The sequence below is a fragment of the Paenarthrobacter sp. NPDC058040 genome (genome assembly GCF_042885775.1).
GTDB lineage: Bacteria > Actinomycetota > Actinomycetes > Actinomycetales > Micrococcaceae > Arthrobacter.
This window is the reverse complement of record NZ_JBHVRN010000013.1, coordinates 138,017-162,863: the sequence shown is the minus strand read 5'-3', so window position 1 is coordinate 162,863 and position 24,847 is coordinate 138,017. Positions and strand designations below refer to the sequence as shown.

26 protein-coding genes are annotated in these 24,847 nt (G+C 63.0%); 15 read left to right on the top strand and 11 right to left on the bottom strand.

Features of this window, described 5'->3' with window-relative positions; genetic code table 11:
* From sufD to ACFVSJ_RS18615, 4 genes are read left to right on the top strand one after another with little or no spacing between them, the layout of a single operon-like run.
* Positions 1-1,302 (top strand): Fe-S cluster assembly protein SufD, encoded by a 1,302-nt coding sequence (sufD, locus tag ACFVSJ_RS18630; RefSeq protein ID WP_387438441.1) that lies wholly within the window; start codon positions 1-3, stop codon positions 1,300-1,302.
* Between the two features lie 37 nt (positions 1,303-1,339).
* On the top strand, positions 1,340-1,696 hold the full coding sequence (locus tag ACFVSJ_RS18625) for a non-heme iron oxygenase ferredoxin subunit (protein ID WP_387438439.1): 357 nt from the start codon (positions 1,340-1,342) through the stop codon (positions 1,694-1,696).
* A 44-nt stretch (positions 1,697-1,740) separates the two neighbouring features.
* Complete coding sequence (sufC, locus tag ACFVSJ_RS18620; protein ID WP_387438438.1) at positions 1,741-2,526, top strand: Fe-S cluster assembly ATPase SufC; 786 nt, start codon at positions 1,741-1,743, stop codon at positions 2,524-2,526.
* 13 nt (positions 2,527-2,539) lie between these two features.
* Positions 2,540-2,872 (top strand): metal-sulfur cluster assembly factor, encoded by a 333-nt coding sequence (locus ACFVSJ_RS18615; protein ID WP_144658786.1) that lies wholly within the window; start codon positions 2,540-2,542, stop codon positions 2,870-2,872.
* An 82-nt stretch (positions 2,873-2,954) separates the two neighbouring features.
* Here the strand turns inward: ACFVSJ_RS18615 and ACFVSJ_RS18610 are convergent, their stop codons facing one another.
* Positions 2,955-3,860, bottom strand: a complete 906-nt coding sequence (locus ACFVSJ_RS18610) for a neutral zinc metallopeptidase (RefSeq protein ID WP_387438436.1) — start codon at positions 3,858-3,860, stop codon at positions 2,955-2,957.
* A gap of 61 nt (positions 3,861-3,921) precedes the next feature.
* On the opposite strand from ACFVSJ_RS18610, the gene ACFVSJ_RS18605 reads away from it, so the two are divergent.
* Positions 3,922-5,313: a class I adenylate-forming enzyme family protein gene (locus ACFVSJ_RS18605; RefSeq protein ID WP_387438435.1), complete on the top strand. Its 1,392-nt coding sequence runs from the start codon at positions 3,922-3,924 to the stop codon at positions 5,311-5,313.
* On the top strand, positions 5,306-6,508 hold the full coding sequence (locus tag ACFVSJ_RS18600) for a thiolase family protein (protein ID WP_387438434.1): 1,203 nt from the start codon (positions 5,306-5,308) through the stop codon (positions 6,506-6,508). Before ACFVSJ_RS18605 ends, ACFVSJ_RS18600 begins: the two co-directional genes overlap by 8 nt.
* On the opposite strand, the gene ACFVSJ_RS18595 is transcribed toward ACFVSJ_RS18600, so the two are convergent.
* Genes ACFVSJ_RS18595 through ACFVSJ_RS18585 form a run of 3 tightly spaced genes read right to left on the bottom strand, consistent with a single transcriptional unit; the run spans position 6,505 to position 8,515 of the window.
* Positions 6,505-7,143, bottom strand: a complete 639-nt coding sequence (locus ACFVSJ_RS18595) for an energy-coupling factor transporter transmembrane component T family protein (protein WP_387438432.1) — start codon at positions 7,141-7,143, stop codon at positions 6,505-6,507. The genes ACFVSJ_RS18600 and ACFVSJ_RS18595 overlap by 4 nt on opposite strands.
* Positions 7,140-7,892: an energy-coupling factor ABC transporter ATP-binding protein gene (locus ACFVSJ_RS18590; protein ID WP_387438431.1), complete on the bottom strand. Its 753-nt coding sequence runs from the start codon at positions 7,890-7,892 to the stop codon at positions 7,140-7,142. Before ACFVSJ_RS18590 ends, ACFVSJ_RS18595 begins: the two co-directional genes overlap by 4 nt.
* Positions 7,892-8,515 carry a biotin transporter BioY gene (locus ACFVSJ_RS18585; RefSeq protein ID WP_387438429.1) on the bottom strand — a complete coding sequence of 208 codons (624 nt, stop codon included), beginning with the start codon at positions 8,513-8,515 and terminating at the stop codon, positions 7,892-7,894. The genes ACFVSJ_RS18590 and ACFVSJ_RS18585 overlap by 1 nt, the downstream gene beginning before the upstream one ends.
* A 252-nt stretch (positions 8,516-8,767) precedes the next feature.
* On the opposite strand from ACFVSJ_RS18585, the gene ACFVSJ_RS18580 reads away from it, so the two are divergent.
* Complete coding sequence (locus ACFVSJ_RS18580; RefSeq protein WP_387438428.1) at positions 8,768-10,366, top strand: ABC-F family ATP-binding cassette domain-containing protein; 1,599 nt, start codon at positions 8,768-8,770, stop codon at positions 10,364-10,366.
* Between the two features lie 88 nt (positions 10,367-10,454).
* On the opposite strand, the gene ACFVSJ_RS18575 is transcribed toward ACFVSJ_RS18580, so the two are convergent.
* The 4 genes from ACFVSJ_RS18575 to ACFVSJ_RS18560 are packed head-to-tail and all read right to left on the bottom strand — an operon-like array spanning position 10,455 to position 12,596.
* Positions 10,455-10,967: a YbaK/EbsC family protein gene (locus ACFVSJ_RS18575; RefSeq protein ID WP_387438427.1), complete on the bottom strand. Its 513-nt coding sequence runs from the start codon at positions 10,965-10,967 to the stop codon at positions 10,455-10,457.
* Positions 10,951-11,817 (bottom strand): SURF1 family protein, encoded by an 867-nt coding sequence (locus ACFVSJ_RS18570; protein WP_387438425.1) that lies wholly within the window; start codon positions 11,815-11,817, stop codon positions 10,951-10,953. The genes ACFVSJ_RS18575 and ACFVSJ_RS18570 overlap by 17 nt, the downstream gene beginning before the upstream one ends.
* Complete coding sequence (locus tag ACFVSJ_RS18565) at positions 11,818-12,087, bottom strand: hypothetical protein (RefSeq protein WP_387438424.1); 270 nt, start codon at positions 12,085-12,087, stop codon at positions 11,818-11,820. It lies immediately after the preceding gene.
* The gene (locus ACFVSJ_RS18560; protein WP_387438423.1) at positions 12,084-12,596 is read right to left on the bottom strand and encodes a DUF3099 domain-containing protein; all 513 of its coding nucleotides are present in this window, start codon (positions 12,594-12,596) and stop codon (positions 12,084-12,086) included. Before ACFVSJ_RS18560 ends, ACFVSJ_RS18565 begins: the two co-directional genes overlap by 4 nt.
* A 154-nt stretch (positions 12,597-12,750) precedes the next feature.
* Here ACFVSJ_RS18560 and ACFVSJ_RS18555 point away from each other — a divergent pair, with 154 nt between their 5' ends.
* The 3 genes from ACFVSJ_RS18555 (at position 12,751) to ACFVSJ_RS18545 (ending at position 16,184) form a co-directional block, all read left to right on the top strand.
* On the top strand, positions 12,751-13,476 hold the full coding sequence (locus ACFVSJ_RS18555) for a beta-ketoacyl-ACP reductase (protein WP_387438421.1): 726 nt from the start codon (positions 12,751-12,753) through the stop codon (positions 13,474-13,476).
* A gap of 133 nt (positions 13,477-13,609) precedes the next feature.
* Positions 13,610-14,362: an SDR family oxidoreductase gene (locus ACFVSJ_RS18550; protein ID WP_387438420.1), complete on the top strand. Its 753-nt coding sequence runs from the start codon at positions 13,610-13,612 to the stop codon at positions 14,360-14,362.
* Positions 14,363-14,678: 316 nt separating this feature from the next.
* Positions 14,679-16,184: an ATP-binding cassette domain-containing protein gene (locus ACFVSJ_RS18545; RefSeq protein WP_387438419.1), complete on the top strand. Its 1,506-nt coding sequence runs from the start codon at positions 14,679-14,681 to the stop codon at positions 16,182-16,184.
* Positions 16,185-16,250: 66 nt separating this feature from the next.
* On the opposite strand, the gene ACFVSJ_RS18540 is transcribed toward ACFVSJ_RS18545, so the two are convergent.
* Both ACFVSJ_RS18540 and serB read right to left on the bottom strand, forming a co-directional pair.
* The gene (locus tag ACFVSJ_RS18540) at positions 16,251-16,865 is read right to left on the bottom strand and encodes a hypothetical protein (protein ID WP_387438417.1); all 615 of its coding nucleotides are present in this window, start codon (positions 16,863-16,865) and stop codon (positions 16,251-16,253) included.
* 249 nt (positions 16,866-17,114) lie between these two features.
* Positions 17,115-18,008, bottom strand: a complete 894-nt coding sequence (serB, locus tag ACFVSJ_RS18535) for a phosphoserine phosphatase SerB (RefSeq protein ID WP_387438416.1) — start codon at positions 18,006-18,008, stop codon at positions 17,115-17,117.
* A gap of 110 nt (positions 18,009-18,118) precedes the next feature.
* Between serB and ACFVSJ_RS18530 the strand changes: the two genes are divergently transcribed.
* The 5 genes from ACFVSJ_RS18530 to ACFVSJ_RS18510 all read left to right on the top strand — a co-directional run bounded on the left by ACFVSJ_RS18530 (position 18,119) and on the right by ACFVSJ_RS18510 (position 22,105).
* On the top strand, positions 18,119-18,904 hold the full coding sequence (locus ACFVSJ_RS18530; RefSeq protein ID WP_387438415.1) for an ABC transporter ATP-binding protein: 786 nt from the start codon (positions 18,119-18,121) through the stop codon (positions 18,902-18,904).
* Between the two features lie 19 nt (positions 18,905-18,923).
* Positions 18,924-19,709: a sulfite exporter TauE/SafE family protein gene (locus ACFVSJ_RS18525; protein WP_387438414.1), complete on the top strand. Its 786-nt coding sequence runs from the start codon at positions 18,924-18,926 to the stop codon at positions 19,707-19,709.
* Positions 19,710-19,715: 6 nt separating this feature from the next.
* A complete protein-coding gene (locus tag ACFVSJ_RS18520; protein ID WP_387438413.1) occupies positions 19,716-20,525 on the top strand; it encodes a TrmH family RNA methyltransferase in 810 nt (269 codons plus the stop codon).
* 141 nt (positions 20,526-20,666) lie between these two features.
* Positions 20,667-20,924, top strand: coding sequence for a type B 50S ribosomal protein L31 (locus tag ACFVSJ_RS18515; RefSeq protein WP_009358283.1), 258 nt, complete (start codon positions 20,667-20,669; stop codon positions 20,922-20,924).
* 86 nt (positions 20,925-21,010) lie between these two features.
* Positions 21,011-22,105, top strand: coding sequence for a biotin/lipoate A/B protein ligase family protein (locus ACFVSJ_RS18510; protein ID WP_387438412.1), 1,095 nt, complete (start codon positions 21,011-21,013; stop codon positions 22,103-22,105).
* 31 nt (positions 22,106-22,136) lie between these two features.
* On the opposite strand, the gene pepN is transcribed toward ACFVSJ_RS18510, so the two are convergent.
* Positions 22,137-24,740 carry an aminopeptidase N gene (gene pepN / locus ACFVSJ_RS18505; RefSeq protein ID WP_387438411.1) on the bottom strand — a complete coding sequence of 868 codons (2,604 nt, stop codon included), beginning with the start codon at positions 24,738-24,740 and terminating at the stop codon, positions 22,137-22,139.
* Positions 24,741-24,847 lie beyond the last annotated feature (107 nt).

Sequence of the window (24,847 nt, the reverse complement as noted above, 5' to 3'; positions counted from 1 at the left end):
ATGACTGATATCACTACTGAAAAGGCACGCATCGGCGCGCCCTCAGCACAGCCCTTTATCGACGGCTTCACCGAGGAAGGCGAGAACCTTTCGCCGATCAATGCAGGTTCGACGACGGAGCAGCCTTCCGCTGGACCTCTCGCCGGCGCTTCGGCCAAAGGCCACTCGCACGGCGGCGGCGTCGGCGTCCCCGACAGCTCGCGCGCCGGTCGCCTGACCTCATACGACGTTGAGGATTTCAAGGCACTGACGGGCTTGGAAGAGGACTGGCGCTTCACCCCGCTGCGCCGCCTTCGGGGCCTGCACAGCGAAGCCCTGACCGGTGCTGCTCCGTCTGTTTCGGTCAACGCCCCTGCCGGCGTAACGGTTGAGACTGTAGGCCGCGAAGACCAGCGCATCGGCCAGGCGGGTATTCCCGAGGACCGCGTCTCCGCGAACGCCTGGGCGAACTTCAAGGAAGCCACCGTCATCACGGTTCCCTCGGAGACGTCCCTCGAGTCGGAAATCACTGTATCCCTCACGGGTGCCGGCACGGATGCCTCGGCGCAGCACGTGGTTGTTGTGGCGGAGAAGTTCTCCAAGGCCGTCCTGGTCCTCGGTCACGAAGGCACCGCTGTTGTGTCCGAGAACGTGGAGATCATCCTTGAGGACGGCGCAGAGCTCACGGTCGTCTCGCTGCAGGAGTGGAACGACGATTCCGTCCACGCTTCCTCACAGCAGGCAAAGATCGGCCGCGACGCCAAGTTCAAGCACATCGTGGTCAGCCTCGGTGGCGACCTGGTCCGCGTGACGCCGACCGCCCGTTTTGCTGCCCCCGGCGGCGAGGTGGAACTCTTCGGGTTGTACTTCGCCGACGCCGGCCAGCACCTTGAGCACCGCACCTACGTTGACCACGGCCAGCCCAACTGCGTCTCCAACGTGCTTTACAAGGGCGCGCTGCAGGGCAAGGGCGCACACACCGTGTGGGTTGGCGATGTCCTTATCCAGAAGAACGCCGAAGGCACTGACAGCTACGAGAAGAACCAGAACCTGGTGCTGACCGACGGCTGCCGCGCCGACTCCGTGCCGAACCTGGAAATCGAGACTGGCCTTATCGAAGGTGCGGGCCACGCCAGCGCCACGGGCCGTTTCGATGACGAGCACCTGTTCTACCTGATGGCACGCGGTATTCCGGAAGACGTTGCCCGCAGGCTCGTGGTCCGTGGCTTCCTCAACGAGATCATCCAGAAGATCAAGGTTCCGGCCATCGAGGACCGACTGACCGAAGCCGTTGAGCGCGAGCTCGCCGCAACCGACAACTAACGTCTACCAACAACCAGGACAGGCCAACAGGACAACCATGAGTGATCACATCAAGGGCGAACTCGTGTGCAACGCCAACGACATCAAGGTCAAGCAGGCGTTGCGCGTCCTGATCGATGACTACCCCGTAGCCATCGTGAAGGACTCGATGGGCGAAATCCACGCCGTCGGAGACACGTGCTCGCACGCTGACATCTCGTTGTCCGAGGGAGAAATCGAAGGTTGCGCGATCGAATGCTGGGGACACGGTTCCCAGTTCGACCTGCGCAGCGGCCAACCCCTGCAGTTGCCTGCCTATGACCCCGTCCCTGTTTTCGCCGTCACCATCGATGGCGACGACGTCTACGTGGACGTGACCAATGTTGTGAACGGCGCCCCGGTAAACAACTACTGAGCGCCCAGTACCGCCAGACTTTACGAACGGAAAGAAAGAAGAGCATGTCTACTCTTGAGATCAAGGACCTGCACGTCAGCATCGAGACGGAGCAGGGCACCAAGGAGATCCTGAAGGGCGTCAGCCTGACCATCAAGACCGGCGAAACGCACGCCATCATGGGTCCCAACGGCTCGGGCAAGTCCACCCTTGCTTCCACCATTGCCGGCCACCCGCGCTACACGGTGACCAGCGGCAGCATCACCCTGGACGGCGAAGACGTCCTGGAAATGAGCGTCGACGAGCGCGCCCGTGCTGGCGTCTTCCTGGCCATGCAGTACCCGGTAGAGGTTCCGGGTGTCACCATGACCAACTTCCTGCGCACCGCCAAGACGGCCATCGACGGTGAGGCACCCGCCCTCCGCACGTGGACCAAGGACGTCAAGGCAGCCATGCAGCAGCTGCGCATCGATGCCGACTTTGCCCAGCGCAATGTCAACGAGGGCTTCTCCGGTGGCGAAAAGAAGCGGGTGGAGATCCTCCAGCTCGAGCTTTTCAAGCCGAAGTTTGCTGTCCTGGACGAGACCGACTCGGGCCTCGACGTCGACGCACTGAAGGTCGTTTCCGAAGGCGTCAACCGTGCACACGCACAGGGCAACATGGGCACGCTGCTCATCACTCACTACACCCGCATCCTGCGCTACATCAAGCCTGACTTCGTCCACGTTTTCGTTGACGGCAAGGTTGTCGAAGAGGGCGGCCCCGAGCTCGCGGACCGCCTTGAAGAAGAAGGCTACGACCGTTACGCCAGTGGTGCCGGCGTCGCTGTTGCTCCTGCCGCGCAGGCCTAGTTAGGATCACCTTATGACCGAAATCAACGCTGCGCGCACCAGCCTCGAGGATGTCGAGGAAGCGCTCAAGGACGTCATCGACCCCGAGCTTGGGGTCAACGTCGTCGACCTGGGCCTGCTCTACGGGCTGAAGTACTCGGACGACGACGGTGCCCTCCTGATCGACATGACACTCACCACGGCGGCTTGCCCCCTGACGGACGTGTTGGAAGAGCAGGTTGGCAAGTCTTTGGACGGCATCGTCGATGACTGGCGCCTGAACTGGGTATGGATGCCGCCATGGGGTCCGGAACGGATCACCGACGACGGCAAGGACCAGATGAGGGCCCTCGGCTTTAACATCTGATCACGCTTGGCCCCGCGCAAAACGGGGCAAAGATAAATGGTTCCGGACCTTGTGTCCGGAACCATTTTTCGTTAAGCGTTCATCAGGGGGCAGCCACACTGAAGGTGTCGCACTTGTTGATGTCTCCGGTGGAGTATCCCTGCGAGAACCACTTCTGCCGCTGAGCGCTGGATCCGTGGGTCCACGATTCGGGGGAGACGCGGCCGGTGGCAGCCTTCTGGATCCGGTCGTCGCCAACTGCCGATGCTGCAGACAGGGCGTCCTGCAGGTCTTGCTGGGTGATGGGGTCCAGGAACGGCTTGCCCGTGGCCGGGTCGGCTTGGGAAGAGGCGTAGCGCACCCACAGGCCCGCATAGCAGTCCGCCTGCAACTCCACCCTCACACCGCCCGACTCCGGTCCCTGGGGATCCTGCTGCGCGCGGTCAAGGTTGCCCAGGATGTTCTGGATGTGGTGGCCGAATTCGTGGGCCACCACGTACTCCTGTGCCAAGGGTCCACCTGAGGAACCAAAGCGCGTAACGAGTTCGTCAAAGAACCCGGGATCGAAGTAGGCCTTGACGTCGGCCGGGCAGTAGAAGGGGCCAACAGCCGTAGTGGCCTGTCCGCAGCCGGTGTTGGTTGCTTGGTCGAAAATGACCGTTCCCGGACGTGAGTACTTCACGTTGTAATCAGCCAGGTACGCGGGCCAAAACGCATTCAAACTGTTGACCGTTCCCGTGATGCGGCAGTCGAGGCGCTTGTCGGCGTCGGCCCCTGTTTGGCATTCCTGGACGCCGCCACTGGCGCTGCCGCCCCCGACAGCGGGTGGCTGGCTGCCGCCCCCGGTGAGGTCTCCGAGGATGTTGGGATTCACGCCGAGCAGCACGAGAAGCAGTGCGACGATGCCACCGCCGATCCCGCCACCGATCTTGGTTCCACGGCCCAATCCGCTACCGCGCCGGTCTTCTACTTGGGATGGGTCAAGTTGCGCACCGTCATTGAAACTCATACAGCCAGAATAGACGTCACCATTGATGCCCGCGTGCGAACACTGCCGTAAAATTGCGGGGATGCCTTTCCTGGACAAACTTCAGCTCTGGGCCGACGAACGTCCACACGACACCGCCGTCGTTGTGGGCCGGAACCGGCTCTCCTGGTCGGAACTTCGCGACGCGGCAACCGGCCTTCTCAGCCATGCATCCGCTACCACGGTCCTCGCCGAGCCCAACTCGGCTGCCTTCGTTTCCCGCTACGTCGCTGCCGTGGCCGGGGAACGACGTTGCGCGGTCCTGGATCCCCACTGGCCTTCGGCAATGATCGACGAAGTGACCAAGCGGATCTCCGGCTCCGAGTCAGCGGGCGGCGGAGACCTTACGGATGGCGGGCCTTCCTCCACCTTCCTCATTGGCCTCACGTCCGGGACCACCTCCGTCCCCAAAGCTTTCACGCGCTCGAGGCGTTCCTGGCAGGTCTCCTTCGAAGCCTCCATCGAGTTCTTCGGGTTGACGCAGGACGACCGCACCCTGGCAGCAGGTCCGCTTTCCTCCAGCCTCAACCTGTACGCCTTGTCCGAATGCCTGTATGCGGGGGCGGCATTCCTGACGCTGGAGTCGTTCGACGTCGGCGACGCGCACGCGGCGATCAGCCACGACCACATCACCCGGCTGGTCCTGACGCCCACCATGCTCCGCCTGCTCAGCGAACGTGGCCTCGTGGGCGACGTGGACGCATCCGGGATCCGCAGCATCATCTGTGCCGGTTCAAAGCTCGATGGCCGGACCTTGGAGGCAGCACGGCGCTGGGCTCCCAACGCCGCCATTTTCGAGTACTACGGCGCGTCGGAGTTGAGCTTCGTTTCCGGCACCCGGCTCGCCGCCGGAGAGCCCTTGGACGTTGGCGGCACTGGAATCGGGCAGCCCTTCCCCGGCGTGGAATTGAAGATCCTCGATGACGCCGGACATCCCTTGGCGGACGGGGAACATGGGAACATCAGCATCCGCAGCGGAATGGTCAGCAACGGCTACCTTTGGGGTGATGACGGCCAAGCCCTGCGCTCCCTGAATGGCTGGTACACCGTGGGGGACCAGGGCTACCTCGACCACGGGACCCTGCACATCCTGGGTCGCCGCTCCGACATGATCATCACCGCCGGCAAGAACGTCTATCCACACGAGGTCGAGCTGGCCCTCGCCTCCGTTCCCGGCATCGAAACCGCAGTGGCCGCGGGGGCGCCGGACGACATACGAGGACAAAAGGTGATTGCCGCCGTCGTGCCCGCTTACGGTGCTGTCACCGCAACCCAACTGCGCACCGGACTGGATGGACTGCTGGCCAGGGACAAATGGCCGTTGCAGTACTACACCCTTTCCGAGCTCCCCATCACGGATCGCGGCAAAGTGAGCCGCTCAGTCCTCCTGGACTGGATCAAGAACCACGATTCCAGGGTGCAACCCCTTGGTTGAGGCCGGCACGCCATGGGACGTCGGGACGGAGGAGCGCCAGCCCGTGATCATCGCGGCGCTCCGGTCACCAATCTGCCGCGCCAACGGGCAGCTCAAGCACCTTCGTGCCGCGGACTTGTTGGCCCCCGTGATCGGATCCCTCCTCCGGTCCACGGGCGTGAACCCTGACGGCGTTGACGACGTCATCGTGGGCAATGCGGTGGGCGGTGGCGGGAACGTTGCCCGCTTCGCCGCACTCCAGGCGGGCCTCCCGGTGACGGTCCCGGGCCTCACCGTCGACCGGCAGTGCGGTTCGGGCCTGGATGCCATTGCCTTGGCAGCCAGATTGGTGGCCGCGGGAGGCGATCCCCTCTATGTGGCCGGCGGCGTAGAAAGCATCAGTACCGCTCCTGCCCGGGCCACGAGGCACGACGACGGCGGACTGGACTTCTACTCCCGGGCCGCCTTTGTGCCACCCGGTTTTGGCGATCCGGCCATGGGCGTGGCCGCCGAGAATGTGGCAAGGGAATGCGGAATCACCAGGGAGCGGCAGGACGAGTACGCCCTCCGCAGCCACCACCGCGCCCTCGCTTCCGCCGCCGCTGGCCGTTTCGAGGCCGAAATAGTGCCGTTGGACTGGAACGGATCGGTGGTGGATACCGACGACGGTCCCAAAACGTCGCTGCGGCCCGCCTTGATGGGGCGGTTCCCGGCGGCATTCGTTCCCGGTGGTACCGTCACCGCGGCGAACTCCTGTTTTGACGCGGACGCAGCCTCCGCCGTCGTCATCACGTCGCTCAAGCGCGCCCGCGAGCTGGGCGCGGTGGACGGTTTGCTGGTGCTCGGATGCGATACCGCGGGCGTGGATCCGGAATTCCTGGGCATCGGTGCGGCCCACGCGGCGCAGCGGCTCCTGGGACAGTACGGTGTTGCCGCCGAAGATGTTGACCTTGTGGAGTTCAATGAGGCGTTCGCCGCCCAAACGCTGGCCTGCCTGGATCATCTTGGCGTCGACCCGGCCCGGGCCAACCTGGACGGCGGGGCGTTGGCACTTGGCCATGGCTACGGCGCTTCCGGAGCTGTCCTGGTGACGCGGTTAATGGCCCAGGCGCGGGACCGGTACCTCACCGAAGGCCTCCACTCCTTGGGCCTGGCGATGATCAGCATTGCCGGCGGGATGGGCACTGCGGCGCTGCTGCGGTACGCGCGTCTCTAACGAGGCGAGTCATCATCCTCGGGTTCGCCGAGTCCACGGGCAGCCAGGGCGTCTCCCGTTTGGCGTGCATACGCGACCGTGGTGATGAAGACCGGCAGGACCAGGGCGCGGGGATTACGTTCGAGGCCCCTGGCCCGTGCCGCATCCCGAACGTCGGAGAAGGCCCCGGCGATGAAGGGAATGCTCCGAAGCATCACGGCTATGGTCAGGGCGAAACGCTCCGGGTCCGCACCCCAGCGCTGGAACGGCTTGGCGAGCGAGACCACACCATCCAAAAGCTCCTGGACGGGTGTGGTGGCAGTCAACACCGACGCTGCGACAACACACACGAGGACGTTAAGGACAATCCGGGCCGCAGTGGGTCCGCCAAGTTGCCACCACTGGAACAGGCCGATGGCCGCCAGGATGGGCGTCACCATCCAGAGAGTGCGAAGCAGGCGGCGCACTCCGGCGCCGCTGAGCAGGAAGATCCCGCACATCACCAGGAACACCAGCAGCGAGACAACCCAGTCGACAATGAGGAACGACGCCGTCCCGCAGGCAGCCACCAGCAGGAACTTGAGCCACAGGGGAGTGCGGTGCACTAAGGAGTGCCCGCGCACGTAGTTGGCAATCAGGAAGCCGTGCCCCCTCACGGCTGGCGCCCATCCATGTTGGCGGTGTTCACGGTGGCGTTGTTCACGCTGGCCGCGCACAGCGCTCGGTACTGGGCGATGGCTTCGGACGCGCCGCCGTCGAACACTATCCGTCCCGCGTCCACCACGAGCACGCGGTCCATGTCCTCAGCGAGTTCCAGATCGTGGGTGGACATGATGACCTGCTGGTCGAGGCCGGCGATGGTACGCCGCAGCAGCTCCCGGTTGCGGAGATCCAGCAGGGTTGACGGTTCGTCCAGGACCAAAACGCGGGGATTGACGGCCAGCACGGCAGCGAGGGCCAGCAACTGGCGTTCGCCGCCGGAGAGCTCGTAGATACTTTGGTCGGCCAGGTGCACAATGCCGAACCGGTCGAGGACTGCCTCGGCCCGGGCGCTGCGTTCCCGGCCGTTCTTGATGGTCCTGCGCAGGGAGAGCTCCACGTCCTCACGGCCCGTGGGCATCACCAGCTGGGACAGCGGATCAGTGAAGACGAAGCCGACGTTGGCGCGAACCTTCCGCACCGCTCCCACAGTGTCATCGCCGTGGACCACAACGGAGCCTTCACTGGGCTCAACCAGGCCGTTGACCAAACGCAGGAGGGTGGACTTGCCGGAACCATTGGCGCCGATGACGCCAATGCGCCGCTCCGCCAGTTCCAAGGAAACATCCTGCAGCAGGACCTTGGCGGCGTCGCTGCCGTCGACGGCGACGCGGACCGAGACCCTGCTGAAGTTGATGGAGTTCATTAGCCTGCCTGTTTGACCCGGCGCACCAAAACGTCCGGGAATGCCTTGTGGAGGGCCACCGCGATAAGGACTGCGAGGACATTCTTGAGGATATCGCCCGGGTAGTACGGCAGGTCGGCGATGAACGCCTTGGTGAATTCAAGCTTGCCGTTGACCATCATGCCGAGGACACCCAATCCGTGGATGATCACGATGCTGCTGGCCATGGTGGCTGCGAACAGCAGCAGGGAACGGAAGCGAACGGTTTTCCGGATGATCAACGCTGCAAAATAGCCGGTTGCGGCAGCGGCAAGGGGGAAAGCAATGATGTAGCCGGCAGAAGGAGTCGCCAGGATGCCCAGGCCGCTGCGGCCACCGCTGAAGATCGGCAGTCCGGCCAGCCCAAGAAGTACGTAAAGCCCGACGGCGGCAAAACCGCGCCCGGGGCCAAGAACCAATCCGCTGAGCATGACGGTCAGGGTCACCAGCGTGATGGGCACGCCCAGGGCGCCCACCGGGATGCCCGGGATGATCGAGGATGCTGCCACCAGTGCTGCAAAGACAGCGATGAGGCCGAGGTCTGTGGCTGTCCACCGCTTGCGCGCAGCAGTGCGTGCCGTAGTGGCGGAGTTGGTTTGAGTCATCGGGGGGTCCTTAGGGGATGCGGAGACGGTGGGTTGGGGCCCACCATTCGAGGATACGTAGCCTTGATGGGAGCGATTTTGGAGCCTCTCCACAAATGGGCTGGCCCATTCTTGGGGGACGGCACAGTTTCGTGCGATGTCCGGCCCGTCCCGGGCTGCCGGTAGACTTGAACAGGCTGTTCGCACGGCCGTCCCCGCCGCCACCGGCCCGCCGGTGCCGCAGGCGTTCTCCGTTGAAAGGCATCACCCGAATTGATTACCGTCCAGGAACTCGAACTCCGCGCCGGCGCACGCCTGCTGATGGACCAGGTCAACTTCAGGGTGGACAAAGGGGACAAGATCGGGCTCGTCGGCCGTAACGGCGCCGGAAAGACGACGCTTACCCGCGTGCTCGCCGGCGAAGGGCTTCCGGCCGGCGGCAAAGTGACGCGCAGCGGTGAGATCGGTTACCTGCCGCAGGATCCACGGACGCCGGACATGGAGCAGTTGGCCCGCGACCGGATTCTCTCCGCCCGCGGCCTGGACGTTGTGCTTGGCAAGCTGAAGAAGGCTCAGGCGGAGATGTCGAGCGAGGACGCCGCCGTCCAGCGCAAGGCCATGAACCGCTACGACCGACTCGAAGCGGAGTTCCTCGCCGGCGGCGGATATGCCGCAGAGGCTGAGGCTGCCGCTATTTCGTCCAACCTCGCCTTGCCTGAGCGCATCCTCAACCAGCCGCTCAAGACGCTCTCCGGTGGGCAGCGTCGACGCGTGGAGCTTGCCCGGATCCTGTATTCCTCGGCCGAGACACTTCTCTTGGACGAACCGACAAACCACCTCGACGCCGACTCCATCACCTGGTTGCGCGACTTCCTGAAGAACCATCAGGGCGGGCTCATTGTGATCAGCCACGATGTTGAGCTGCTCGAAGCCACGGTCAACAAGGTCTACCACCTCGACGCCAACCGCGCCCAGATCGATTACTACAACATGGGTTGGAAGCGTTACCTGCAGCAGCGCGAGACTGACGAGCGGGCACGCCGCCGTGAACGCGCCAATGCCGAAAAGAAGGCACAGGTGCTTTTGGACCAGGCCAACAAGATGCGCGCCAAGGCAACCAAGGCCGTGGCAGCGCAGAACATGGCCAAGCGGGCCGAGCGGCTCCTCAGCGGCCTGGAAGCCGTGCGCGAGCAGGACCGCGTGGCAGCATTGCGTTTCCCTGACCCCTCACCCTGCGGCAAGACCCCTTTGACCGCCGAAGGCCTCAGCAAGTCCTACGGCTCGTTGGAAATCTTCACCGACGTGGACCTCGCGATCGACCGCGGCTCCAAGGTGGTCATTCTTGGCCTGAACGGTGCCGGCAAGACCACGCTGCTTCGGATGCTCGCGGGAGTGGACGCTCCGGATACGGGCGACATCATCCCCGGACACGGACTGAAGGTGGGCTACTACGCCCAGGAGCACGAAACCCTGGACCACGACCGGACCGTACTGGAAAACATGCGCTCTTCGGCACCGGACATGAAGGATGCCGAAGTCCGTGGAATCCTTGGATCTTTCCTGTTCTCCGGTGATGACGTCGACAAGCCTGCCGGTGTGCTCTCCGGTGGTGAGAAGACGCGCCTGGCACTGGCCACCATCGTTGCCTCCAGCGCCAATGTGCTGCTCCTGGACGAACCCACCAACAACCTGGACCCCGCCAGCCGCGCGGAAATCCTTGGTGCCTTGAAGAACTACTCCGGTGCCGTGGTGATGGTCAGCCACGATGAAGGCGCCGTGGCAGCCCTGAACCCGGAACGCGTCGTGTTGCTGCCCGATGGCGTGGAGGACCACTGGAATGAGGACTACCTGGACCTCATCACGCTGGCCTAGGTGTAGTTCCCACGGCAGGTTCCGCTGCGCGACGCGCTTGATTTACCGCGTGCTCGTTCGTTCCTCGCTTAGACGCACGCTCTGTAAATCAACCGCGTCGCTCCGCTCGCGGCTGCTGGCGTACTTGAAGTTCGGCCGCGTTCGTGATGCGTGCCAATTCCTCGTAGCCGATCGAGAACATGGAATTGTGGTTGCCGGCTCCCGCCCACAGGACGCCGTGTTCTTTGAGCGAGGTGTCCAGGACGGTCCTTATGGGCCGGGGGTGGCCGACGGGGGCCACTCCGCCCACTTCCTGTCCAGTGTGTTCAAGGACGAACTCCGGGGTGGCGCGGCGGATCTTGCCCGTCTCCAGTTGGCGGGCGACCAGTGTGGTGTCCACTTTCGCGGCGCCGCTCGCAAGGATCAGAAGAGGTTCGCCGTCCACTTCGAAAACGAGGCTGTTGGTAATGGCAGCGACCTCACAGCCCAGTACGGAAGCTGCTGCCGCGGCTGTTGGGACTTTCTCTTCGAAGACGAGGACCGTGTCCACGGCTCCAAGCGCAGTCAGCGCCGCCTTGACGTTGCGGACGGGCTCGGGAAGTGTCTCAGTAGCCTTGGGCATCCAGGATCGCGTCTTCCTCTTCTTCGGACGTTCGGCGTTTGTTCTTGCGCGGCGCGGGCACGGGACGTTTGCGAGGGCCTGCTGCCGACATGAATTCGTCGTCGTCCTCATCTTCGGCATCGATCGCCGCGTTCCGTGCCTGCTGCCTGGCGGCGTAGCCGAAACCGATGAACATCAACACCCCAAAGGCAAACCACTGGAGCGAGTAGGAAAGATGGGTGCCCTCTTCGGTTGCGGGCTTCGGGAACGGCGTGGGCATGGGCTGTACGGCCGGTGTTTCGCTGGCCAATTGCCCGTAGGCACCGGTTTCGATCGTGTAGGGCAATTCGCCCGCGAAGCCCGGCAGGTCTATCGACGCCAGCTGCCCTTCGACGGCACCCCGGTCCAGCTTCGGTTCTGAAGGCTTGAGGCGGGCAACCACCGTGACCTCACCTGCGGGCGGCGCCGGGACGACGTCGGGCCTTCCCGGGGTGTTGTTACCGATCGGCAACCAGCCGCGGTCGATGACCACAGCCTCACCGGTGGTCAAGCGGAAGGGAACCACGACGTCGTAGCCTGGCTGGCCGTTCAGCGGCCGGTTGCGTACCACGCGCTGTCCGTCAAGATCGTAGGTGCCGCGCAGTTCCACCTGGGTCCATTCGCGCTCCGGATCGAGCTGGCGGAACTCGTCCTTGACGTCTGCGAACGGCACTGGGGTGGCCGAATAGTTGCTGACCACGCGGTTGATCTCAGCGAGCGTTTCCGCGCGCCGGTCCATTTGCCAACGTCCCAGGAACACGCAGGCCGTGGCGAAGATGGCGGCCAGGACAAAATAGCCCAGCCACTTGCTGGAGAACAGGAAGCGGTACATTCAGCTGGCCCCGCCTACGGACGCGTCATCGGCCTCAAACGGCACGGTTTCCTTCCACAGCCCGCGGGTTTGCAGATAGTCCTCAAGCCACCCCCGGTGGTCATCGCACGACAACCAGATCTTTCGGCGCTCCGGCGTATGGATGCGTGGATTGTTCCACAGGAGTTGCCAATCCGCGCCCCCACGGCAACCCTTGCGGGAACACAGCGCCTTTTCCGGTGCCGCTTCCTGGTCGCCCTGGCCAAGGCCGCCGAGGGTGAAGATATTCATGAAGCCGCCCGTTCGTCGCCGGAATTGCCGGCCTTCGTAGATGGTGTTGCGTCGGTGGAGCCTGCGTGCCCGGTGCCATCCTGGTCCGGCTCATCGTCCACCAGTTCTCCTTGGAGGACTGTGACTGGCTCCTCGGGCTCCTCTTCAGCCGGTTGCTGCGAGCCCTCGATTTCAGGTGTTGACACGTCATCGAGCAGGGCGTCGCTGTGGGCTTCCGCCATGTCGCTGCCGTTGGCGATTACCACGGCGATCCAGGGAAGGAAGACTGCGCCTGCCACCGCGATGATCTTGAACCAGCCATCCACCACAAAGATCAGGATGATGCAGACCATGCGGATGCCCATGGCCAAGGAGTATTTGATCATCCGTTGCCGCATGTCTTCGGAATGGGCGGTGGCGGCGTCCGTGATGCTGTGCACTTCGGGGTCGCTGGAAACAGGGTCCGGATCCCCGGGCACCTGCTGCAGGGGACTGTTCTCTCGTGTCACAGCTGAATCATCACGCTCCAAAGGCTCCTACCAATTCTCTCACCAACGTGGTACTGGCCCAAACCGCGCACGACGCCGGTTACCCGCGCGTTGCTGCACGTGGCGGCTAAGATCGAGGCAGGTAAAACCCCTCTTCACCGCGGCACACCCATGCCGCAGAACCTGGAGCGAACGAATGTCTGAAGCAGTATCCACCGGTCGCAGCGTCCTGGTCACGGGCGGCAACCGCGGCATAGGCCTGGCGATTGCGGAGTCCTTCCTGGCCAACGGTGACAAGGTCGCAGTGACCTACCGTAGCGAATCAGAACTCCCTGAAGGCATTCTGGGAGTCAAGGCCGACGTCACCGATGAGGCTTCGATCGATGCAGCTTTCAAAGCTGTCGAAGAAGCCCACGGCCCGGTGGAAGTGTTGGTGGCCAATGCCGGTATCACCAAGGACACTTTGCTCTTGCGGATGAGCGAAGATGATTTCACCTCGGTCCTCGACACGAACCTCACCGGCGCATTCCGCGTCATCAAGAGGGCTTCCAAGGGCATGATCCGCCTCCGCAAGGGTCGCGTGATCCTGATCTCCAGCGTGTCCGGCCTGTACGGTGCACCCGGGCAGATCAACTACTCCGCCTCCAAGGCAGGCATGGTGGGCATCGCCCGTTCCCTGACCCGGGAACTTGGGAGCCGCGGGATCACAGCGAACGTTGTGGCACCTGGATTCATCAACACCGACATGACGGCGGAGCTCCCCGAAGAAACCCAGAAGTCCTACCTCGCCAGCGTCCCTGCCGGCCGCTTTGCCGAGGCGTCCGAGGTAGCCAATGTGGTGCGTTGGGTGGCCAGCGACGAGGCAGCCTACATCTCGGGTGCTGTGATCCCTGTCGACGGCGGCCTCGGCATGGGCCACTAGCTGGCAGCGACCGTCTGAGAACTAGTCGATCAGGCAGTTTTTGTGGGGGCCCCACAAGCTGGTCTGCTGCAACCACTGGCATGATGGAAGCCGAGCCCACATTTTTTGGATGAAGTGAACAAAAGGAGCACGAATGGGAACGCTGGATAACAAGACCGCCATCGTCACGGGATCTTCCCGCGGCATCGGCGCCGAAGTTGCCAAGATCCTCGCGGGCGAGGGTGCCGCCGTCGTAGTCAATTACCGCCAGAAGGCGCCTCGCGCCAACAAGGTTGTTGCCGATATCCAGGCCGCAGGGGGCCGCGCCGCTGCCGTCGGCGCAGATCTGACGACGGATGAAGGCGTCCACGCCCTGGCCAGCACAGCCATGGAGGAGTTCGGTTCCCTCGACGTCCTGGTGCTCAATGCCTCCGGTGGCATGGAGTCCGGCATGGAAGAGGGCTATGCGTTGAAGCTCAACCGCGATGCCCAGATCAACATGCTGAACGCGGCAGTACCGCTCATGCCTGAGGGTTCCCGCGTTGTGTTCGTGACCAGCCACCAGGCCCACTTCGTTGAGACCGTACCCACCATGCCTGAGTACGAACCAGTTGCCAAGAGCAAGCGGGCCGGTGAAGATGCGCTTCGAGCACTGCTGCCCGATCTTGCCAACAAGGGCATTTCCTTGGTGGTTGTCTCCGGCGACATGATCGAGGGCACGGTCACCGCCACCCTTCTTGACCGTTCAAACCCGGGCGCCATCGAGGCGCGCCGTGCAGAGGCCGGAAAGCTCTACTCCGTGCAGGAGTTCGCCGCCGAGGTTGCCAAGATGGTCACGGCCGATGTCGAATCCGGCCACACGGAATACGTCGGCGGTGCCGACTACTTCGGTAAGAGCGAGCAGTAGCAGACCGCAGTTTGCAGCAAGGCCCGGGACGGTGTCCCGGGCCTTGCTGGTTTTGACGGGCCTTGCTGGTTTTAAAAGGGACCCACGGAGTGGGTGGACTGGAACAATTACGATTCCATAAAAAGATTCAATTCTTGCGTCATGATTTCCAAAGAACTGTTTCATCAAAGTTGTTTTGCATTATAGGTTGCCATCTGATTGACTCGGCACGGCGCCGTCTTTCGTTGTTGTGCGCCCCTTTATGCAATCTGTGACCTGCATTTATCGCTGTCATTTCGGCGAGCTGCAATGAATGCGCGCCAACTAGGAGCTTTTAATGGACCTGCTACTCCACGCCGACGATATCCGTGCATCCTACGACCAGCGACGCATCCTCAAAGGCGTCAGCTTCTCCTTGCACCGGGGCGAAATCCTGGGTTTGATCGGGACAAACGGGGCCGGCAAAACAACTCTCATGGGCGTGCTGGCCGGAGCCCACAAACACGATGGCGGCCGGATGAACCTTGCCGGAGAGAAATTCACTCCTGACTCGCTCGAGGAAGCCCAAGCCTGTGGCGTGGGCCTGATTCCGCAAAACTTTCGCGTGGATCCGGAATTGACCGTAGCCAAGGCAATATTCCGGGGGACCTTCCAAGCAGGAAAAGCGCACGAGGAACTAAAGGACCAGGCATCGAAGTTGATCCACGACATTGGAGTCGACCTGGATCCGGACACGAAAGTCGGTGCCCTGATCCGCGCCGAGCAAACCCTGGTGGAGGTTCTTCGAATGGTTGCCGAAGAAGCCCAGCTGGTCATCATGGACGAAGTTGCGGCATCGCTGCCGGACCACGACGTGGCCGTACTGCATAAAGTCCTGCGAATGCTCAACCAGCAGGGGAGGGCGATCATCTACATCACCCACAGGCTTGATGAAGTGCGTTCCATCGCGCACCGCATCGCAATCCTCCGTGATGGCCGGGTTCATCGCGTGGTTGACGCGAGCCAAACGGACGTCGACGAGCTCGCGTTCCTGCTGTTGCAGCAGAAGCTCGAACCCAACGCGCGGCCCGTGGAGCTGGCAACAGGTGAAGAGGCTCTCCGCGTGGTGGAACTGGGGGTGGGCGATTCCGTCCGCGACGTAACGTTCAACGTGGCCAAGGGCGAGATCTTTGGCCTCGTGGGCACCCACCGCTCCGGAATCTACGCCTTGATCGGCGCTCTTGTTGGCATCAACCCGAGCACTTCGGGCGGGATCTTCATGCACGGCGCCAAGGTGGAGATCAGGGAACAGCAGGATGCAAAGCGCTTGAAGATTGGCTTCCTGTCTGAGACGGACGACAACTTCGAATCGGGTGCCACGGTGGCCGACGGCCTTCAACACGGTGCCGACGACCAGGACGTGAGCCTCCAGGACGAGGTGATGCAGCTCCGGGGTGTCATTGAGCTGGTCCGACGCATGCGGATCAACACCACAAATATCCACGGAACCATCGCCACTCTGTCCGGCGGCGATCGGCAGAAGGTACAGCTCGCCAAATGGATGACCACCGATTGTGACGTCCTCATCCTCAGCCATCCCAGCCGGGGCATTGACATCGGTGCCAAGGAAATCGTGTACAAGATGCTTCACGAACTCAGCCAGACAGGTGTGGCCATCATCCTGCTGTCCTCGGACTTGTCTGAACTGGTGGGCTGGTGCCACCGTATCGGTGTGATGCGGGACGGCGAAATGGTGTCCATAGAGGCCAACGCGAACACCAATGAGGACGTGCTGGTCCACCACATGTTAGGAGACAAGTTCGAGGCCACGCCGCGGGAAGCCCGTCGCCACCAGGGTCAGTGATTGACTCAGGAGGAAATGAAGAAGGGGTGGTCCGTTTTCCGGATCACCCCTTCTTCATTCATGGCATTAGATGGTGATGCCCTTGGCAAGGTTCTTGAGCTTGTGGCGTGCCAAAGCCAGGTTCGCGTAGGTGCGGTCCAGCACCAGGTAGACGAACAGGCCCTTGGAACCGGCCGAATTCAGGACGTTGACCAAGTGGTACTGCGTATCGAGGGTAATGAGGATGTCCTCGATGTCACTCTCCAGGTTCAGGTCGGACATGGTGCGCAGCTTGGCGCTGACTACGTTGGAGTTGCCCGCAGCTGCGACGCCGAGGTCGAAGCCAGGGCTTCCGCCCTGGGCCAAAGCCATTCCGCTGGTGTAGTCGACCACGGCAGCACCCGTGGCTCCCTCGATGGACAACAATTGCTTTACGGCTTCGTCTAGTGAACTCATGTTCCGATCTTCCTGTTCTGTTTCCTTGTTGGAGGGTTGCGGGAAGGATTCCAGGACCGGGGCCCCATGAAGGCCCGGTTCGCGGGCCAAGGTCTTCCCAACGGGCGTGCCGGCCCCAAGGTCTTCGTTGAACATCTCGTCGAGGAACGAGGCCTGGCCTGGAGCGGAGTTCGGAGAACCGCCGTCCTGGTCATCTCCCGCGAGGCGTTTCTTCCACCATTTCCAGGTGCGCTGTGAACTTTCCACTTACCGTTCCTGAACCCGCACGATCCTGGCAGCCGCATGGGGCATTGCAGTCGTGAGGGTGTGGTTCATGACGCTCCTGGGTTCTCAAATAGACGCCCGTACGGCGCCTCATCGAAGGAACCGTCCCAACGAGCCGCCGGACCATGGCGGCCGGACACACTGGTTAAGTGGCGAGAACCGCGGTTCGTGACGGAGTTTTATGCATGCCGGGATCGTGGCGCCATCAGCCACCGCCCGCCGCGCCGGTCCTCACACGTTAGCGATAAACCGCACCGCGTCCAGGTACGGCATGTTGATTGCGGCGTCTGCAACAGCCCGGACTGCCGGCTTCGCATTGAAGGCAACACCGATCCCGGCTGCCCCGAGCATGTCGAGGTCGTTGGCGCCGTCACCCACGGCAACGGTGTGCTCAAGCTCGATTCCCTCGGCCGCAGCCCACTCGCGCAGGTACTTTTCCTTGGCCGCACGGTCGATGACCGCGCCCAGGACCTTGCCCGTCAGCGCGCCGTCGACAATCTCAAGCTCGTTGGCGATCCAGTAGTCCAGACCAAGCTCCTCGGCGATCGGTCCGAGGATCTGGTTGAAGCCACCCGAAACCACAGCCACCACGTGCCCGGCCGCCTTGAATGCAGCCACGAGTTCTGCCGCACCGAGGCTGAGGCGCACTTCCTCGCGTACGGACTGCACGACGTCGACCGGCAAGCCCGCGAGGACGGCGACCCGGGCGTGCAGGCTCTGCGCGAAGTCGAGCTCGCCACGCATCGCCGCCTCGGTGACTGCGGCGACTTCTTCACGTTTGCCGGCGTAGGCCGCGAGCAGTTCAATGACTTCCTGCTGGATGAGCGTGGAATCCACATCCATGATGAGCAGTTTTCGCGAAGCCTGGCGCAGGCCTTCAGGGACGACGGCGGTGTCGACTCCAGGAACGGTGGCATCGGCAACGCTGCGTCGCAGCGCTGCCAGATCGGCAGCGGTCCCGGTGGAGAACTCGAGGGCGGCGGTGCTGACTGCGTAACGATCGTCGCCGGAGTGTGATTCTGACGACACCGCGGCGCCGGCGCCGGCCAACGCCTTGCGGACACCCTCAAGGGATTCGGGGGACAAATTCACGCCATAGCTGACCGCAGCCAAGTTCGAAGTCATGGCCTCAATCCTATCGACGCGGCGAGGCGCACTCGAATCGGTTTCGCGCCGCGGGCAGGCACCTGTCTCGGTTATCAGTCACGTTCAGTTTTGTCCTAGTGTCTACTGCTATGAGTGATGTTCTGGAATTGGCTTCCGTCAGCGTTGTCCGAGGCAAGAAGACCCTGCTGGACAAGGTTGACTGGCAGGTCAACGAAGGCGAACGGTGGGTCATCCTCGGCCCCAATGGAGCCGGCAAGACCACGCTTCTGCAGATCGCCGCTGCCCGGCTGCATCCCAGCAGCGGCCAGGCCGGAATCCTTGACGAGATCCTGGGCCGCGTCGATGTGTTCGAGCTGCGCCCGCGCATCGGCCTTTCCTCCGCTGCACTCGCCACCCAAATCCCGGAACATGAGAACGTCCTCAACGTCGTGGTCACAGCAGCGTACGGCGTCACCGGCCGCTGGCGGGAAGGCTACGAGCGCGACGACGAACGCCGCGCCTTTGGCCTCCTGAACGACTGGGGGATGGGACCCCTGCTGAACAGGACCTTCGCCACGCTGTCCGAGGGCGAGCGTAAGCGTGTCCAGATCGCGCGCGCCCTCATGACGGATCCGGAACTCCTGCTCCTGGACGAACCCGCCGCCGGCCTTGATCTGGGCGGCCGCGAAGAATTGGTGCACAAGCTCGGCGAGTTGGCCCAGGACGAAGCCGCCCCGGCCATGGTCCTCGTAACCCACCACCTCGAAGAGGTGCCGCCCGGATTTACGCACGCGATGCTCCTGCGGGAAGGCGAAGTCGTCGCTGCAGGACCCATCAAGGACGTCCTCACCGACAAGCACCTCAGCAACACGTTCGGGCTTGCCTTGGACGTCACGGAAAACGCGGGCCGGTACACGGCTACCGCACGCCGCTAGGCCGGTAGGTTCGTCAACTGTGGAGATTCTTAGCAGCATCCTGATCTTTTTCGCTGGACTCTGGGCGGGCACCATCAATGCCGTCGTCGGCTCCGGCACCCTGGTCACCTTCCCCGTGCTCATCGCGCTGGGCGTGGCTCCGGTCGTCGCTTCCATGAGCAACGCCATGGGCCTTGTGGCGGGCACCGCGGCCGGTGCGTGGGGTTATCGGCGCGAATTGGCGGGCCGTGGCAGGCAATTGATGAAGCTCATGCCGGCCTCGCTGCTCGGCGGCATCACGGGGGCATGGCTGCTCCTGCATTTGCCCGAAAAAGTGTTCGGTTACGTCGCACCCGTGCTGCTGGTGGCGGCCCTGCTGATGGTACTGTTCCAACCCAAGCTGCAGGCGTGGATCCGCAACCGCGAGCAGAACCCGGAACACGCCCTCAAAGACAAGAGCCACGGAATCCTCCTGGTGGTCCTCATCTACCTCGCCGGAGTGTACGGCGGCTACTTCGTGGCGGCCCAGGGAATCCTTCTGGTAGGCATCCTCGGGGTGTTCCTGTCAGGGACCATGCAGAACGCCAACGCGATGAAGAACATCCTGACGTTGACGGTGAACATGGTGGCCGCGGTGTCCTACCTCATCTTTGCCTTCGACCGCATCAACTGGTTGGTGGTCCTGCTGATTGCCGTGAGCTCCACCATTGGCGGGCTGGTTGGCTCCAAAGTGGGCCGCAAACTCTCACCCAAGGTCCTCCGCAGCGTCATCTTCACCCTTGGCATCGTGGCCTTGGGCTTCATGATCGCCAACCTGCTGAAGTGATGGCGCGTGACGTTCCATTACCTTGAGTCGGCCGATGACCCCCGCGTCTCGGATTACACCACCCTGACGGATGTGCACCTTCGCAAGCTTCGCGAACCCGAGGAAGGAATGTACATCGCAGAATCCAGCAGGGTGCTGCGCCGGGCCCTCGCTGCGGGACACCAGCCACGTTCTTTCTTTCTGGCCGAGAAGTGGATCGAAGACCTCCGCGACGTCTTCGAGTCCTACCCTCATGTTCCGGTGTTTGTCGGCAAGGCTTCTTTGCTCGAAGAGATCACGGGCTTCCACCTCCATCGCGGAGCCATGGCAGCCATGCACAGGCCTGCCCCCGTTCCCCTCACGGAGTTGCTGGCCAACGCCCAACGGGTGGCGGTGCTCGAGGACATTGTTGACCACACGAATGTTGGGGCCATTTTCCGTTCAGCCGCGGCGCTGGGTGTTGACGCCGTACTCGTCTCGCCGCGCTGCGGCGATCCGCTGTACCGCCGCAGCGTCCGCGTCAGCATGGGCACGGTGTTCCAGGTTCCCTGGGCGCGCCTGGAGAGTTGGCCCGGCGGCCTCGCAGAGCTCCAGGAGCAGGGCTTCACGGTCGCCGCGATGGAACTGACGGATGATGCCCTGGACCTGGACGATCTGGCAGCCCGCCAGCTCCCCAAACTGGCCTTGGTGCTTGGCACCGAAGGCGCCGGCATGAGCGCTGACACGCTTGCCGCCGTCGACCTTGCCGTCAAGATTCCCATGCGCGCCGGCGTCGACTCGCTCAACGTCGCGGCCGCCTCGGCGGTAGCGTTCTGGGAGCTTCGGCCGCGCGACTAGGCCCGGTTCGTGCCACGCCAGCGTTTCGGGTATGATTGCTTGTTGGCCCGACCGCTGAAATCCCTGGATGGCAGCAAACGGACCACCTCCATTCATACCTGGCAGCTGGCAAAATCCAGCTGCGCGAACAAAGGTCCAATTATGAAGTCTGATATCCACCCGAAGTACGAAGCTGTTGTCTTCAACGACCTGGCTTCCGGCGTCAAGTTCTTGACCAAGTCCACCGTTTCTTCCTCGAAGACCATCGAGTGGGAAGACGGCAACACCTACCCGGTCATCGACGTCGAAATCTCCTCGGAGTCCCACCCGTTCTACACGGGCAAGCAGCGCATCATGGACTCCGCTGGCCGCGTCGAGCGCTTCAACGCTCGCTTCAAGGGCTTCGGCGGCAAGAAGTAACCCACTTCACCCCAAGTCTTCTCGAAGGCCCGCATCACCGGTTTCCGGCGATGCGGGCCTTTGCGTTTTCCGGCAAGATGGGAACCATGACTTCCCACCCGGCCCAGGAAACGCACGACGACGTCACTCACCTTCACGGGGAATACAAAGTTCCGGGCGGGAAGCTCGTCGTGGTTGACCTGGAGGTCAAAGACGGGACTTTCGCCCACGTCTCTGTCAGCGGTGATTTCTTCCTTGAGCCCGATGAAGCCTTGCTGGACATTAATGCTGCACTGACGGGGCTCCCCGCGGTTTCCTCCGCTGGCGATATTGCTGCAGCAGTTTCCGCCCGCCTGCCCGAAGGCACAGTGATGTTCGGCTTCTCGGCCGAAGCCGTGGCTGTCACGGTCCGGCGTGCCCTGTCCAAAGCCACAGGATGGGCGGACCACCAATGGGAAGTCATACCGCCGTCAGTTTTGCCAACGCCGGTCAATGTGGCCCTCGACGAAGTCCTGACGGAAGAGGTCGGCTCCGGACAACGCAAGCCCACGCTGCGTTTTTGGGACTGGGAGGAACCCTCGGTGGTGATCGGCAGCTTCCAGTCGGTCCGCAATGAAGTGGATCCCGAAGGCGTTAACCGGCACGGCATCACGGTGGTCCGCCGTATCAGCGGGGGCGGGGCCATGTTCATGGAGGCCGGCAACTGCATCACCTACTCCCTTTACGTTCCCCAGACCCTTGTGGACGGCATCAGCTTCGCCGACTCGTACGCCTTCCTGGACTCGTGGGTCATGGCCGCACTGGAGAAACTCGGCATCACTGCGTTCTATGTGCCGCTCAACGACATCGCCACGGATCAGGGAAAGATCGGGGGAGCAGCGCAGAAGCGACTCGCCAACGGCGGGATGCTGCACCACGTGACCATGAGCTACGACATCGACGCCGACAAGTTGGTGGAGGTGCTGCGGATCGGCAAGGAGAAGCTCTCCGATAAGGGAACGCGGAGCGCCAAGAAACGTGTTGACCCCTTGCGGCGGCAAACCGGGTTGGCGCGGGCGGCGATCATCGATGCCATGCAGGAAGTCTTCACCGAACGCTACGGCGCGGTTGAGTCCCGGTTGTCCGAGGCAGAACTTGCGGAAGCCAGGAAACGGGTTGAGTCCAAATTCGGTACCGAAGAATGGCTCAACCGCGTTCCCTAGCATCCCCTGGGCGGATGCCGCCGACGGACGGTCAGCCTGCCGCTTGGGCGTTCAACGCGCGGATCAGGTGGCTCCGCTGTTCCACAATGATGCGGCGCAGGGCACGCGGAGCATCCGGATGCTCACGCAGCCACAGGTCGGTGCGCAAGAGAACCGGATGGGAGTCCGGCCCGTAAGCGTCCCCGAGGTCCTGGGAAGCCGGGAAGAGCCCACGAACAATCCTTCCAGCGATCTCGATGGAGCGTTCATTCCACACGCGCTCCAGATTCTCGAAGTATGGTTCGATGTACGGTTCCAGCAGGGCTGCCGGGGCCGTCATGAATCCATTGATGGTGGCAGTCAGGATCTCGTTGGAGAGTTCCGAGCCAAGCACAGCGGCCTTCCAGGCGGACGCCTTGACATCGGCATCGGGGCGGGCAGCCACGGCCAAGGCGTACCCCTCATTGCCTGAGGCTGTCTTGTCAGTGGCGAGCTCGGCATCCAGCTGCTCCTGGGAGGCCTGCCCGTGGGCCGCCAGCGCCTGCCAAAGGCTCCAGCGCAGCTCGGCGTCCACGGAGAGGCCTTGGACCACCACGCTGCCGTCAAGGAGCCCCCGCACCAGGGCGAGCTCGCTGTCGCCGTGCCGGGAAACATCGGCCAGTACGCGTGCCCACGCCAGTTGCTGGTCCGAACCAGGCTCCGCGGCCTGGAGTTGCCGTGCGGAGGCCTCGAGGAAGCCGGCGCGGACCTTGTCCCGGTGCGTTGCGGGAACATAGCGTTCCGTTGCGAAGGCTGCATTGGCCAGGACGTTGAGGAGGACTCCGATGCCGGTCTCGGCCGGAGCGAACTGCTCGACGGCGGCAACGTAGAGCGCCGCCGGATTCACGCCGTCGCGGGCGGCGTCCCACAGGGCCGTCCAGCAGAGCGCCCGCGCCATCGGGTCCTGGATCCGGTGCAGCGATGTCCGGACCGTCCGCTCCGAAACGGCATCCAGGCGCACCTTGGCGTAACTGAGGTCGTCATCATTGACCAGCAGAAGGGCAGGGCGGCGCTTTCCCGAAAGTTCGCTGACCAGCGTCCGTGGTCCGGCGACGTCCACCTCGATGCTTTCCGTACGGACCAGGTTGCCGTCCTGGTCGGCGTCATAGAGGCCAAGCCGCATCCGGTGGGGCCGCAGTTCCTGGTCACCGGTCAGCGGGTCAACAGCGTCCTGTTGGAGCGTGACGGCCCCGAGGATTCCGTTGTCTTCAACGATCTCGGCGGAAATGGTGGAAATGCCCGAGGTCTGGAGCCACTGGCGGGCCCACACCGTGAGATCCCTGCCAGAGGCCGCGCTGAGTGCTCCCAGAAGGTCCTGCAGAGATGTGTTTCCGAACTCGTTGTCGCGGAAGTACTGCCGGGACCCGGCAATGAACGCCTCGAAGCCAACATAGGCCACCAGCTGCTTGAGGACGGAGGCTCCCTTGGCATACGTGATGCCGTCGAAATTCTGCTTGGCTGCCTCGAGGTCGGGGATGTCCGCGACGATGGGGTGGGTGGTGGGCAACTGGTCCTGGAGGTACGCCCAGGCCTTCCGCTTATTGGCAAAGTTGACCCAGGCGGTGTCCCAGTCGGTAGCACGGTCCACGCCCAAGGTTCCCATGTAGTCGGCGAAGGACTCCTTCAACCAGAGGTCGTCCCACCATGTCATGGTCACCAGGTCGCCGAACCACATATGCGCCATCTCATGCATCAGCGTGTTGGCCCGGGCTTGGTACTGGGCGTCAGTTGCGCGGGAGGCGTACACGTACTTCTCGGTAAACGTGACCAGTCCCGGGTTCTCCATGGCCCCGAGGTTGTACTCGGGCACGAAGGCTTGATCGTATTTGCCCCAGGGGTACGGATAATCGAACAGTTCGTTGAAGAAGGCCAAGCCGTTCTTGGTGAGCTTGAAGATCTCCGCGGCATCGAATGCCGCCGCCAACGACGCGCGGCAGTAAAGTGCCAGCGGAACGTCAAGGCGGGTGCCGTCGTCGAGCGTTGCTCCCCAGTGGTCCGTCGCTTTGAAGTACGGGCCGGCCAGAACCGTGGTGATATACGTGGACATCCTCTTGGTCGTGGCAAAATCCCAGCGGGCTGCGTCCGGGTCATCGGCGATGGGTGTACGCGCCACTTCCACTCCGTTGGAGGCCACTTCCCAGGCGGCCGGGGCAATCACATGGAACGTGAACCCGGCCTTCAGGTCCGGCTGTTCGAAGTTGGCAAAAACCCGGCGGCTGTCTGCGGGCTCATACTGCGTGTAGAGGTAGCACTGGCCGTCGGCGGGGTCGACGAAACGGTGCATCCCCTCGCCGGAACGGCTGTAGATTGCCGTTCCGGTAACGGTGACGACGTTCTCGGCGGCGAGGCCTTCCAGAATGATTCGGTCCTGGTCCACCACAGCATCGACGTCCAAGAGGCGGCCGTTCAGGACCACGGACTGCACGCCGCCACTGATGAAATCGAGGAACGTAGCTGAACCAGGCTCCGCGGAGAAGGTGATGGTGCTGCTGCTCGGGTATCCGGTGACTGCGGGGTCTGCCGCGTCGCGGACATCGAGGGTGACATCGTAGGAGTGGGTGGTGATCAGGGCTGAGCGGGTAGCGGCTTCATCGCGCGACAAATTGTGATTCGACACACGGCCATCTAATCATGCGGGCGCTTGGCAACCCGACCCGGGAGGCCCGCGAAACCGCGACACAATGAACGCGAAATGCGCTCGACCCAAAAAGGTGATTGTCTATT